Source organism: Pseudomonas sp. S34, assembly GCF_009866745.1.
Taxonomy (GTDB): Bacteria; Pseudomonadota; Gammaproteobacteria; order Pseudomonadales; family Pseudomonadaceae; genus Aquipseudomonas; species Aquipseudomonas jessenii.
Map to the genome: position 1 here is coordinate 674,825 of NZ_CP019398.1, position 13,232 is coordinate 688,056.

Consider the following 13,232-nt stretch of genomic DNA (forward strand, 5'->3'; position numbering starts at 1 on the left):
TTCGCCTGTCGCTGGTGTCTGTAAACGTGATCAGGGCTTATCCAGTTAATGGTTCTTTTTCAGGTCGAATCTCTTCATTCTGATTTCGAGCCGCTTGCGTTCGATGAGCGATCTTTTGCTTTCGAGTATGTTTTTGTCCAGTTTAAGATAAGCACGTTGCTGGATGATTTTTGCAGCGTGATCTTCCATGTTCCAGAATAGAAAACTACTTTTTTTGATCGTGGTAACTAACTCAAGATTAAAGACTGCAATTTCAAGAAACCCCTTTGAGTCGTAGCGTGTGGGTATTACTTGAAAGCGCTCTCCCAGGGAACTTTGTTGGTCCAGTGAATAAAGCGCCGGCTGGTTGGGTTTCAATGCGTCGAGTGTGTCAATCATAGCGTTCCCTTGCCTGCTGTCCGGCATGGTTTGAGCGCTTTGGACCAGAAACTCGGCAATGCTTTTCGAAACGGAGTGTTGAGTGCGGGTGAAGATGGCATCCTGAAAGACAGACCAGCCGAAAAAATTCAACGTCGCAACGTATTCATTCAGCCACGTTGTCGAGTCGGCGAAGCGACTGCCAACCCTGTCTGCGGACTGGGTGGCTATTTGTGTGCAATGGGTGAAGTCGTCGTAATCCTGCAATGAAATTTCTTCGATGCATGAAATAAGGTTGTGGGCAGTCAATATTCCAGTTGTTTTTTCATATATCATTTTTTGTTCCCTTGAAATAGCTGGTTTTTTGCCGTTGTTTTAATTCGGGTTGTGGTGAAAAGTACAAGGGTTGGTGTGTGGTTTAAATATGTCTGGTTGGTTGAATTGATTCTTGCTGTTAGCGTTTTTCACTGAGTGTTCAATCAGAACTTGCGATGGCGATTCAGTCTTGAGGCGAAAAGCCTGGGCTGGGGATCACGCGCTTTTCGTCGTCAACCTGCCAGGGCTTTTCATCAGGCCGGACAAAGCAGGCATAATGCTGTCCTTCGTCTTGTACCGGTCGTCCTGTGAAGTCACGTCAGATACCCAACCGCTTGCGCCCTTCCGCCTGTCCCGGGTTGTTGCGTGTCGTCCAGGCATTGGACGGTGGTATTTGCCGGATCAAACTCGACGGTGGCGCCATCCGTGCGCACCAGGCAATCGCTGTGGCCGATGCCTCCGAGCGATATGCCAGCGGAGCGATCGAGGCGACCAACCGGGCCAACCTGCAGATCCGCGGCATTGGCAACGAGCAAGCGGCATTGATCGACAGCCTGCTGGCCGCCGATCTGGGGCCGCGTACGGCGGCTGGCGACGATGTGCGCAACCTGATGCTCAGCCCCGGTGCCGGGATCGATCGGCGCATGCTGTTCGACACCCGCCCGCTGGCCGGGCAGATCCTCGCCACACTGCAAAACCAGGAAGCGTTCCACGACCTCAGTGCCAAGTTCGCCGTGCAGCTTGATGGCGGTGAAGACCTGACGATGCTCGAGCATCCCCATGACCTGTGGCTCTCGGCGTTTGAACAAGACGGCGAGCGACGGCTGGCGTTCGGTCTGGCGGGATGTCCGACGGACAGCCCCGCCGGTTCGGTTGCACTGGCTGACGGGCACGCGCTGGTAGTCGCGGTCCTTGAGTTGTTCCTTGAACTGGCGCGCCCCGAGCAGACGCGAATGCGCCATTTGCTGGCCGAGTACCCGATCGGGGGCATTGTGCTTCGACTGGCTGAGCGAGTGCCGCTGCAGGCCGTTATCGGTTGGCAACGGGTTTCGGGCTCCAGTGATTTGCACATGGGTGCCCATCCCCAGGCCGAGTCCGGTGTTGTCTATATGGGAGCCGTCCCGCCGCTGGGGCGACTCGATCCGGCGATGCTGCGGGGTGTGGCACAACTGGCGCGGGAGTTCGGTGATTCCAGTCTGCGCTTCACGCCTTGGCAAAGCCTGCTGTTGCCCAATGTCCGCACGGAAAACGCCGCTGAGGTCATTCGGCAATTGCAATGTCTGGGCTTGCAGTGCGAAGCCGATCTGCCATTGTCCCGGTTGATTGCCTGCACCGGCTCAAACGGCTGCGGTAAAAGCCTGGCCGAGACCAAGGGTGATGCCTTGCAACTGGCGACATTGCTGCAACGTCACGGACAAACGCCGAGTGTCCATTTGAGCGGGTGCGCGCGCTCCTGCGCCGCCGCGCATACGGCGCCTGTCACATTACTGGCCGTCGCCCACGGTCACTACGACCTCTATTTTCGCGATGCAGCGCAGCCGGGTTTTGGCGCACTGCACGCACGCAACCTTACTATTGAAGCGGTCGCGGCCCTGCTCGACGCCCGCTCACGGAGCCCCCTTGATGCTTGATTACATCCGCGACGGTCAGGAGATCTATCGCAACTCCTTCGCGATCATTCGCGCCGAGGCCAACCTCGACCGAATCCCGGACGATCTGGAGAAACTCGCGGTCCGTGTCATTCACGCCTGCGGCATGGTCGAGGCCATCGACGGCCTGCAGTTTTCCGAAGGTGCGGGCAAGGCCGGGCGTGATGCGCTGGCGGCCGGCGCGCCGATTTTGTGCGATGCGCGGATGGTCTCCGAAGGCGTGACCCGTGCGCGGTTGCCGGCGAACAATCCGGTGATCTGCACCTTGCGCGACGAGAGTGTTCCGGAACTGGCTCGTGATTTGGGTAACACCCGCTCAGCCGCTGCGCTGGAACTGTGGCGCCCGCATCTGGAAGGCAGCGTGGTGGTCATCGGCAACGCTCCGACGGCGCTGTTTTACTTGCTGGAAATGCTCGACGCCGGTGCGCCAAAACCGGCGCTGATCCTCGGTTTTCCGGTGGGCTTCGTCGGTGCCGCCGAATCCAAGGCCGCGCTGGCGGCTGACAGCCGTGGCGTGCCTTTTGTCATCATGCAGGGTCGCCTGGGCGGTAGCGCCATGGCCGCCGCCGCCGTCAATGCCCTCGCCACGGAGATCGAATGATGCAGCAACCTGGACGTTTGATCGGCCTCGGCGTCGGTCCCGGTGATCCGGAACTGATTACCATCAAGGCCCTGCGCTTGCTGCGCGAATCCCCAGTGGTGGCGTACTTCGTGGCCAAGGGCAAGAAAGGCAACGCCTTCGGCATCATCGAGGCGCATCTGCAGGAAGCGCAGAATTTGTTGCCGCTGGTGTACCCGGTGACCACCGAAGCCTTGCCGGCACCGTTGTCCTACGAGCAAGTGATCAGCGACTTCTACGATGACGCAGCCGACGAATTGGCGACGCATCTCGATGCCGGTCGCGACGTGGCGGTGATCTGCGAGGGCGATCCGTTCTTCTACGGCTCCTACATGTACCTGCACGACCGACTCGCCGAGCGTTATCAGGCCGAAGTCGTGCCAGGTGTGTGCTCGATGCTCGGCGGGGCCTCGGTGCTCGGTGCGCCGCTGGTGTATCGCAATCAGAGTCTGTCGGTGTTGTCCGGTGTGTTGCCGCATGACGAACTCAAGCGTCGCCTGGCCGATGCCGATGCGGCGGTGATCATGAAGCTTGGGCGCAACTTTCCCAAGGTTCGCCAAGTGCTGGAAGAACTCGGCCTGGCCGAGCGCGCGTTGTACGTCGAGCGCGCGACCATGGCCAATCAGAAGATCGTGCCGCTGGATCAGGTCGAGCCGATGTCCTCGCCGTACTTCTCGTTGATCATCGTTCCTGGTGAAAGGTGGCAAGGCTGATGACCCGTCCAGTTCCGGCGATTGTCATTCTTGGCAATGGCAGCCTCGCCACCGCGCGTAGTATTCAGCAGGTGTATCCCGACGCCCTGATCCATGGCTTGGCCGAACGGGTCGAAGGCGCGGATCGGGTCTATCAGGAGTTCGGTGCGACCCTGCGCGAACTCTATCAACAGGGCACGCCGATCATTGCCCTGTGCGCGGCCGGGATCGTGATCCGCACGCTGGCGCCCTTGTTGCTGGAAAAAGGCGTCGAACCACCGGTGTTGGCGGTAGCCGAAGACGGCAGCGCAGTGGTTCCACTGCTGGGTGGTCTTGGTGGGGTAAATGTGATGGCGCGGGAGATTGCCGCCGCGCTGGAAGTCGCGGCGGCGATCACCACCAGCGGCGAGTTGCGTTTCGGCACGTGCCTGCTCAACCCGCCCAGTGGCTATGCCCTTGGTGATCTGGAGTTGGGCAAGCGTTTCGTTTCCGATTTGCTCGCCGGCGAAACGGTGCGCATTGAGGGTGAGGCTCCGTGGCTGGCGCAGGCGCAGTTGCCCGAAGATGCGCAGGCCCGACTGGCGGTGCATGTCAGTCATGCCGAACGGACACCCGCGGCCAACGAGTTGTTGATCTACCCGCGCAATGTGGTGGTCGCCGTGGACGCTGGCCTGGTGAACGTCGCGGGAGCGGTGCGCGAGGCATTGCATCAGGCAAGAATCGCCGTGCAGTCGCTGGCTTGCCTGTTGGCCGCCGATACCGAAATGGCCAGCGCGGCGTTGCGTGAGGCAGCGCTTGAATTGGGCGTGCCGTTGCGCTTTGCCCATGCAGGGAAGGTGCTTGGCGAGCGTCTGCGTACTGCCATGGGTCAGCCCGTTTCCATGCTTGGTAACGACACTGTTGCCATTGCGATAGCAGAGCAGCCGCTGGACCCGTTGCAGATCGGCCGTCCGCGTGGACGGCTGGCGGTGATCGGCCTTGGGCCGGGGGCTGCAGAACTGATGGTGCCGGCTGTGAAGGCTGAACTGGCCCGCGCCAACGATGTATTGGGCTACGAAACCTACGTGCGTATGGCCGGTCCGTTTCGCGACGATCAGGTGCTGCATTGCACCGACAACCGCGAAGAGATGCAGCGTGCCCGCCACGCTTTTGAACTGGCGGCCCAGGGGCGTTCGGTGGTGGTGGTTTCTTCAGGCGATCCCGGGGTTTTCGCCATGGCCGCGGCTGTGCTTGAAGCGCTGCACGAGTCCACCGACGTCCAGTGGCACAACGTCGATCTGGAAATTCTGCCGGGTGTTTCCGCCTCCCTGGCGACGGCTGCTCAGGCCGGTGCGCCGCTGGGTCATGATTTCTGTGTTCTGTCGCTATCGGACAACCTCAAACCCTGGTCGATCATTGAAAAACGTCTGGATCTGGCAGCGCAAGCTGATCTGGCAATGGCGTTCTACAATCCGATCTCACGTTCCCGACCTTGGCAATTGGGGCGTGCGCTGGAGATCGTCGCCCAACATCGCGCACCTGGAACGCCAGTCGTGCTTGGGCGTGATGTCGGACGCCCGGGGCAGACATTGCGCGTGACGACCCTCTCTCAATTGACTCCAGACCAGGTCGACATGCGGACCATGGTGTTGATTGGTTCATCCACGACTCGTGTGTTTCATCGTTCGCAAGGAATGCCGTGGGTTTATACGCCGCGTAGTTATGGTGATAAATTAAGCGATATCAACTAGGTTAATATCAAGGTTCAGTGCAGTGTTGTTCGAGCCGAATGGCTCGACAATTGCTGCACGTTTGTGAAGGTTGATGGATGCTTACATATGTCGACATTTAATCGGGTTTGATGACGGAGTTGGAGTGGTTTAGATTCGTTTTGTCTCTGTTGGAGACTTAAACGAACTTAAAAGGAATTGTCCGATATGGAAGTCGTGGAAGGTTTTATTACTCACAAGCAATGCACCGAAATTGGGAAGGCGCGTCTTGCCAGGTCAAAGGCGTTGTTGAACAGTGTTCCTCGTGCAAAAGCATTAATGTCGACCACCTCGTCGAGTTCACTTAAGGCGTTGGGCGATTCAAGTCCTACCAGGGAACTGGATGCTTTGGTTTTGGGTAATACGCTCATTGGTTATGGCGACAATATTTCGCTTGAAAATATGACGATTATCGAAAATCTCATAAAGTTTTCGAAGTTGGAGGCCGATCGCGAGACTAAAGAGAGTCATAGCCCCGCCGCTTGGCACCGAGCCTTTCTCCAGTGTATGGAGGATATGGGGTGTTCTGTTCCCATCAACGCGAGCATCGAATACAAAAAGAGGTCTGGCAGCGGGACAATGAGGAATGTTGTCAGCACTATTATCCAGGCGGGCGTTGAAGCGGTAAAAGCTGCTATTCCTGGTGCAACCGTGTTAAGTGCCGTCGCAGACAGCACATTGTCAGCATTGGAAAAAGAGCCTGAGACAATCAAGGTTTTCAACTATGAAGTTACTAAGGCCAAGGGTGTGAAGCTGGCCTTGCTGCCTTGCGAACAAACGAAGAGCGGATTGGTTATGGTTTCGTTTTCATCCGTTAATCATGTCGGAGATCAAGTGGGTGGTGGGGTTTTGTTTTTGGATCTGAAAATTGCAAGTCTCGATATTTACCAGGGCTCCAACTTTCTCGTCTTCAATCCTTCTGCTTACGCCGAAGTGAAAGATGATGTCGAATTTATCCTGGCGCAGAATCGGAAAGAAGTGTTGGCTAAAAGATTTGTGCGTCGCAGGCAGTGAATTCAATCAAGCCGGGTCAGAGGCTGATTGTCTCTGGTCTGTTTGAAACATGTAGGGATGTTGAGGGGGAAGGGTTACCCGGTTTGCGTCCATGGGGATTGCGAGGAGTACGAAGCAGACGCCGTACAGCGGTGAGGCACACGGCGACATCTGGATGCTTCGAGTCCTCTGGCCCCACGATTGGCCAGAATCGGAGTGCTTGATGTTCAAGGTACCAGGTAGCCCCTGACCCCAGTGAAGATGATCTGTGCCGCCAGTGCACACACGAACAACCCCATCAATCGGCTGACGATCTGTAACCCCTGGTCGCCGAGAATCCGTTCGATGCGGCTGGACAAGAACAGCACCACGCCCACGGTAAAACTGGCCAGGGCAATGCCGACAATGGCCGTGAGCTTGTCGTCCCAGTGCGGCTGGCTCACGCCCATCACCAGCAAGGCACCGATGGTGCCGGGGCCGACTGTCAGCGGGATGGTCAGTGGAACGATGGTGACATCCTGCTGCACATTGTCGGTCTGTACCGCCGATTTGCCTTGTGCCATGCCCAGCGCCGAGATGAACAGCACACTACCGGCACCGATACGAAAGGCGTCCACGGTAATGCCGAACACACTGAAAATCACTCGGCCGAACAAGTACAGCAGAACGCTGGAGACCAGGGTGGCGACCGCTACTTTCCAGGCCAGCCGACGCTGTTCCTTGCGCGAATAACCACGGGTCAGGCTGATGAAGCAGGACAACACGAAGAATGGGCTATAGAGCACCAGCATCTTCAGATAAACGCTGAACAACACATGGAGCATGGTGCCGGGCTCACTGGCGAGGGAAGTCGAGGGGGAGTCTATCAGGGGTTGCGAAGTCTGTCGGCTCAGGACGTTGGGGTCGTCGTGCGTTTCTGCTGATCACGCTGGGCGACCCAGTGTTCGATCAGTTCGCGCAACTGCGACAGTTCCACCGGCTTGGCCATGTGTCCGTCCATGCCAGCCTGGCGCGCACGCTCTTTATGTTCGGCAAGGATATGGGCGGTCAACGCCACCACAGGGGTGCGAACCCGCTGGTTGCCGACTTCCCAGGCACGCAATTGCTGGGTGGCCGAGAAGCCGTCGAGGATCGGCATTTCGCAGTCCATCAGCACCAGGTCGTAACGCTGGGCTTTCATCGCCTGCAGGGCTTCTTCGCCGTTGCAGGCGGTATCCGGTTGCAGGTTGAGCTTGCTCAGCATGCCGCGGATCACCTTGGTCGAGATGCTGTTGTCTTCAGCCACCAGAATGCGGAAGTCGCAGGGGACCTTGACCGGCAGCATCGGGCCGATTGGCACGGGCTGGGTCGCGACGAGCCCTTTGTTGCGCTGAGTCAGTTCGTCGGCCAGAGTGGTCTTGAGGGTGTAGCCGGCAACCGGCTTGGCCAGGATGCGCTTGATCCCGGAGTTGCGCGCGATGATCTTGCTCGGTGCGTTGCTGATGCCGGTGAGCATGATCAGCAGGATGTCATGGTTCAGGCTCGGGTCTTCCTTGATCTTGGCCGCCAGTTGCATGCCGGTCATGCCGGGCATGTTCTGGTCCAGCAAGACTATATCGAAGTAATCGCGCAAATGAGCCTTGGTGCGCAGCAGGGCCAGCGCCTCCTTGCCGGAAGATGCGGCACTGACGTTCAGGCCCCAGGCGCTGCATTGCTGCACCAGCACCTTGCGACAGGTGTCATTGTCATCCACCACCAATACCCGCGCACCTTGCAGCGGGCCGTCGAGGTCGGAGGTCGGGTGTTCGAGGCGATCCGGGTCCAGCGGCAGGGTCAGCCACAGGGTGCTGCCCTGGTTGTTGCCGCTCTTGATCCCGAATTCCCCCTGCATCAAGCGGATCAGCTGACGGGCAATCACGAGCCCCAGATTGCCGCCCAGTTGGGTGGCTGAAAGAAAATGCCGGCTGTGCAGCTCGGCGTGCATCAGGGCGTCGCGCTCTTCGGCGTCCATGGGCTCGCCGCTGTCCTGCACGGCGATACGCAGGCGTGGTTTGGTGTTGCGCTCGTCGAGCGCCACGACGATCAGGATTTCGCCTTCATCGGTTTTTTTCAGGGCGTTTTCAAGCAGGCTCAACAGCGTCTGGCGCAAGCGTGTCGGGTCACCGCTGATCACCCGCGGCACTTGCGGCTGGATGAAACTGATCAACTCGACGTTTTGCTGCTCGGCCTTGGCGCGGAAGATGCTCAGGCAGTCTTCGATCAGCGCGTTGAGGTCGAACTGCACGTCGTCCAGTTCAATCTGTCCGGACTCGAGTTTGGAAATGTCGAGAATTTCGTTGATCAGTGTCAGCAGTTCGTTGCCGGCGCTGTGGATCGTCTGTACGTAGTCGCGTTGCTTGACCGATAGCGGTGTGCCCAGCAGCAGTTCGGTCATGCCGAGGACGCCGTTCATCGGGGTTCGGATTTCATGGCTGATTTTCGCCAGGAACTCGGCCTTGGCGTTGATCTCGGCGTTGCTGGCCGCCAGGTCACGACTGATGCTGAAGCGGTCTTCGGTGATGCGTCGCTGGCGCTCGCTCAGTGCGATGCTCATCAACAGGCCGCTGATGCAGATGAACGCCAGCAATGTGGTGATCAGGCCATGGGGTTCGATCAGGGTCAGCCCCAACAGAGCAGGCAGGATGACCAGTGTCCCGAGGTTGAACACCACCATGGCCGCCACGAAGAGGCGAGCCGGGCGATAACCTTTTTGCCAGTGATAGGCGCTGATGAACAGCATGGTCAGGCCAGCCAGGGCGACCAGGCCGTAGGTAATGAAGTTCAGCGGCAAGGTATTGACGAACAGCAGCATCAGGCCGCAGGCGGTGATCAGCAGGACCTCGCCAAGCAGCAACCGGTTCAGCGGATGTGGCCCGAGCGGGGCGAAGAAACGATAGGCAAGCATCAGGCCGCAGGGTGCGGTCATTAATAATGCCAGGTAAGCCCCTGGCGTTTGCAGTGCATGCCAGTCCGGCAGCCAGGGGCCGGCGAGATTCAGCAACAACAGCAGACTGAGCATCAACAGCCCTTCGCATGTCGCCAACCAGAGGGCGCTGTGCGAGCGGGTGTAGGCGTAGCGGATGAGGTTGTGCAGGATCAGCATGGCGATGCAACCGAACAGCAGGCCATAAATCAGCGTCTGGTTCTGGTTGGCGGCCGAGATGATCGCTGACTGCAGGGTGATGTAGGGTCGTAACTGGTGGTCGGAGGCCAGTCGCAGGTATACGTCGAGGGGGGTGTCGCTTTGCGGCAGGGCCAGCATGAAGTCGCTGCTGGGCAATGGTCGCTCGGATTGGGGGTGTTCGTTGCCCGTGCTGGATTGATCGATCAGCTTGTCGCCGTCCAGTACGTACATGTTGAACTGGCGCAGGTCAGGCGCGAACACGCGCAGCAACTGTTCATGTTTGCCCGGTGCAAGCTTGAATCGCAACCATAACGCGCCATCGGGTTCGGCGGCGGTAATGCGGTCGAGTTCGATAGGGCTGAATTGATTGGTGTAACGTGCGGAACGGATGTCGCTCAGTTGCAGGTCGCCCTGTTCGTCGAGCAATACCGCCCAGCCACTGCCTTGCGCGGCCTGGGCCGGTAGCATGCAGAGCAAGGTCAGCAAAGTGACGGTCAAGCTTATGGCAATCCTGAGCCAGCGCACGGCGAAATCCCTTCGTTAGGTTGATGCCAGAATATAACGATGCGCGGCGCCGGAATAGCCAGGCAATAAACGGTGTTCATTGCCTGGCGCGGTGTTTACCTTATTCCTGATTTTCGCCACGCTCGCGGGCAATGGCGCGGTAGCCAATGTCCTTGCGATAGAAGCAGCCTTCCCAGTCAATCGAAGCCGCGAGCTTGTAGGCCTGCTGCTGTGCAGCGTCAACGCTGGCACCCATGGCCGTTGCGCAAAGCACCCGACCGCCGGCCGTTACGACTTGACCGTCCTTGAGCGCAGTACCGGCGTGGAAGACTTTGCCTTCCAGTGCGGCGGCTGCATCCAGCCCCTTGATGGCCACGCCTTTGGCGTAGTCACCAGGATAGCCGCCAGCGGCAAGCACGATGCCGACGCTCGGGCGTGGATCCCATTGCGCTTCTACTTTGTCCAGCGCCTGGGCCAGAGCAGCCTCGACCAGCAGCACCAGGCTCGACTGCAGGCGCAGCATCACCGGTTGGGTCTCAGGGTCGCCGAAGCGGCAGTTGAATTCGATGACTTTTGGGTTACCAGCCTTGTCGATCATCAGACCGGCGTACAGGAAACCAGTGTAGACGTTGCCTTCCTCGGCCATACCGCGCACGGTCGGCCAGATCACCAGATCCATGACACGCTTGTGCACTTCGGCGGTGACCACTGGCGCCGGGGAGTAAGCACCCATGCCGCCGGTGTTTGGACCGGTGTCGCCGTCGCCGACGCGTTTGTGGTCCTGGCTGGTGGCCATCGGCAGGACGTTCTTGCCGTCGACCATGACGATGAAACTGGCTTCTTCGCCGTCCAGGAACTCTTCGATGACCACGCGCGAACCCGCATCGCCAAAGGCATTGCCCGCCAGCATGTCGCGCACGGCGTCTTCGGCTTCGGCCAGGGTCATGGCGACGATCACGCCTTTACCGGCGGCCAGGCCATCGGCCTTGATCACGATCGGAGCGCCTTTTTCACGCAGGTAAGCCAGGGCCGGCTCGATTTCGGTGAAGTTCTGGTAGTCGGCAGTCGGAATCTTGTGGCGAGCCAGGAAGTCCTTGGTGAAGGCTTTCGAGCCTTCCAGCTGCGCAGCGCCAGCGGTCGGACCGAAGCAGTCCAGGCCACGGCTGCGGAACAGGTCTACAACACCGGCAACCAGCGGCACTTCAGGGCCAACGATGGTCAGGGAAACGTTTTTCTCGGCAAAGTCTGCCAGTTGCTCAAGCGCCAGTACGTCGATGGCGACGTTCTCGCACTTGGCTTCGATGGCGGTACCGGCGTTCCCCGGAGCCACGAACACCTTCTGCACGCGCGGATCCTGAGCCACTTTCCAGGCCAGGGCGTGTTCACGGCCACCGCTGCCAATGATCAAAACATTCATTTCAAAAACCTCGGATGACGCTAATTCTGGAGGCGGCACTGGAGCCGCTTTTCTGTGGGAGCGGGCTTGCTCGCGAAAACGGTGTGTCAGTCAACATCAATGTCGCTGACAGATTGCATTCGCGAGCAAGCCCGCTCCCACAGTTGATCGTCGTACTTAGTGACGGAAGTGGCGCATGCCGGTAAAGACCATGGCGATGCCGGCTTCGTCGGCAGCTGCAATCACTTCAGCATCACGCATCGAGCCGCCTGGCTGGATCACGGCAGTCACGCCTGCCTTGGCCGCATTGTCCAGACCGTCGCGGAACGGGAAGAAGGCGTCGGAAGCCATCACCGAACCGGCTACCTGCAAACCGGCATGTTCCGCTTTGATAGCAGCAATACGCGCGGAGTTCACGCGGCTCATCTGGCCGGCGCCGACACCGATGGTCTGGCGATTCTTGGCGTAGACGATGGCGTTGGACTTCACGTACTTGGCAACTTTCCAGGCGAAGATCAGGTCATGGATTTCCTGCTCGCTCGGTGCGCGCTTGGTCACCACTTTCAGGTCGTCGGCGCCAATCATGCCGATGTCGCGGCTCTGTACCAGCAGGCCACCGTTGACGCGCTTGTAGTCCCAGGCGGCAGCGCGGTCAGCCGACCACTCGCCGCAGGCCAGCAGGCGTACGTTGGCTTTGGCAGCGACAATGGCGCGGGCCTCTTCGCTGACCGACGGAGCGATGATCACTTCGACGAACTGACGTTCGACGATGGCCTTGGCGGTCTCGGCGTCCAGTTCGCGGTTGAAGGCGATGATGCCGCCGAAGGCGGATTCGGTGTCGGTGGCGTAGGCCAGGTCGTAGGCCTTGCGGATGCCGCCTTCGGCATCAGGGCTGACAGCCACGCCGCACGGGTTGGCGTGCTTGACGATCACGCAAGCCGGCTTGACGAAGCTCTTCACGCATTCCAGCGCGGCGTCGGTGTCGGCCACGTTGTTGTACGACAGTTCCTTGCCTTGCAGCTGGGTCGCAGTGGCGATGCCAACTTCGGCAGGCTTGGCTTCAACATAGAACGCCGCGCTCTGGTGCGGGTTCTCGCCGTAGCGCATTTCCTGGGCCTTGATGAACTGGCTGTTGAAGGTGCGCGGGAACTCGCTGCGACCTTCGGTGCTCAGGGTGTCGGCCGACTGGTTCACGGTGCCCATGTAGTTGGCGATCATGCCGTCGTAGGCGGCGGTGTGCTCGAAGGCCTTGAGCATCAGGTCGAAACGCTGGGCGTAGGTCAGGCCACCGGCCTTGAGGTTTTCCAGGACGCTGGCGTAATCGCTGGCGTTGACCACGATGGCCACGTCCTTGTGGTTCTTGGCGGCGGAACGGACCATGGTCGGGCCGCCGATATCGATGTTTTCGATGGCGGTCGGCAGGTCGCAGCCTGGCTTGTTGATGGTGGCTTCGAACGGGTACAGGTTGACCGCTACCAGGTCGATCGGCTTGATGCCGTGCTCGTTCATGATGGCGTCGTCGATACCGCGACGACCAAGGATCCCGCCGTGGATTTTCGGGTGCAGGGTCTTCACCCGGCCGTCCATCATTTCCGCGAAGCCTGTGTAATCCGCGACTTCCACTGCGGCAACGCCGTTGTCCTGCAGCAGCTTGAACGTCCCGCCGGTGGAGAGGATCTCGACGCCCAGGGCTTCAAGCTCCTTGGCGAATTCGAGGATCCCGGTCTTGTCGGAAACGCTGATCAAGGCGCGGCGGATCGGCAGGCGGGTAGTCTGGTCGGTCATCTCAATTTCCATCAAAAGCAAAGGAAGTCAGC

At 59.3% G+C, this 13,232-nt stretch carries 10 protein-coding genes; 5 read left to right on the forward strand and 5 right to left on the reverse strand.

Annotated elements, in window-relative coordinates; all coding sequences use genetic code 11:
* Positions 1-45: 45 nt before the first annotated feature.
* Positions 46-693, reverse strand: a complete 648-nt coding sequence (locus tag PspS34_RS02910; protein WP_154861088.1) for a hypothetical protein — start codon at positions 691-693, stop codon at positions 46-48.
* 302 nt (positions 694-995) lie between these two features.
* On the opposite strand from PspS34_RS02910, the gene cobG reads away from it, so the two are divergent.
* From cobG to PspS34_RS02935, 5 genes are all read left to right on the forward strand, one after another.
* The gene (gene cobG / locus PspS34_RS02915; RefSeq protein WP_154861312.1) at positions 996-2,303 is read left to right on the forward strand and encodes a precorrin-3B synthase; all 1,308 of its coding nucleotides are present in this window, start codon (positions 996-998) and stop codon (positions 2,301-2,303) included.
* The gene (locus PspS34_RS02920; RefSeq protein ID WP_057712171.1) at positions 2,296-2,922 is read left to right on the forward strand and encodes a precorrin-8X methylmutase; all 627 of its coding nucleotides are present in this window, start codon (positions 2,296-2,298) and stop codon (positions 2,920-2,922) included. Before cobG ends, PspS34_RS02920 begins: the two co-directional genes overlap by 8 nt.
* On the forward strand, positions 2,922-3,653 hold the full coding sequence (locus PspS34_RS02925; protein ID WP_154861311.1) for a precorrin-2 C(20)-methyltransferase: 732 nt from the start codon (positions 2,922-2,924) through the stop codon (positions 3,651-3,653). The genes PspS34_RS02920 and PspS34_RS02925 overlap by 1 nt, the downstream gene beginning before the upstream one ends.
* Complete coding sequence (gene cobJ / locus PspS34_RS02930) at positions 3,653-5,362, forward strand: precorrin-3B C(17)-methyltransferase (protein WP_154861087.1); 1,710 nt, start codon at positions 3,653-3,655, stop codon at positions 5,360-5,362. Before PspS34_RS02925 ends, cobJ begins: the two co-directional genes overlap by 1 nt.
* Positions 5,363-5,548: 186 nt before the next feature.
* Entirely contained in the window at positions 5,549-6,394 is an 846-nt protein-coding gene (locus tag PspS34_RS02935) for a hypothetical protein (RefSeq protein WP_154861086.1), read from the forward strand.
* 206 nt (positions 6,395-6,600) lie between these two features.
* Here the strand turns inward: PspS34_RS02935 and PspS34_RS02940 are convergent, their stop codons facing one another.
* The 4 genes from PspS34_RS02940 to purH all read right to left on the reverse strand — a co-directional run bounded on the left by PspS34_RS02940 (position 6,601) and on the right by purH (position 13,200).
* Entirely contained in the window at positions 6,601-7,197 is a 597-nt protein-coding gene (locus PspS34_RS02940) for a MarC family protein (protein WP_150813560.1), read from the reverse strand.
* A 65-nt stretch (positions 7,198-7,262) separates the two neighbouring features.
* Positions 7,263-10,040, reverse strand: coding sequence for a hybrid sensor histidine kinase/response regulator (locus PspS34_RS02945; protein ID WP_154861085.1), 2,778 nt, complete (start codon positions 10,038-10,040; stop codon positions 7,263-7,265).
* Between the two features lie 100 nt (positions 10,041-10,140).
* On the reverse strand, positions 10,141-11,436 hold the full coding sequence (gene purD / locus PspS34_RS02950) for a phosphoribosylamine--glycine ligase (protein ID WP_090452915.1): 1,296 nt from the start codon (positions 11,434-11,436) through the stop codon (positions 10,141-10,143).
* 156 nt (positions 11,437-11,592) lie between these two features.
* Positions 11,593-13,200: a bifunctional phosphoribosylaminoimidazolecarboxamide formyltransferase/IMP cyclohydrolase gene (gene purH, locus PspS34_RS02955; protein WP_102669203.1), complete on the reverse strand. Its 1,608-nt coding sequence runs from the start codon at positions 13,198-13,200 to the stop codon at positions 11,593-11,595.
* Between the last annotated feature and the right edge of the window lie 32 nt (positions 13,201-13,232).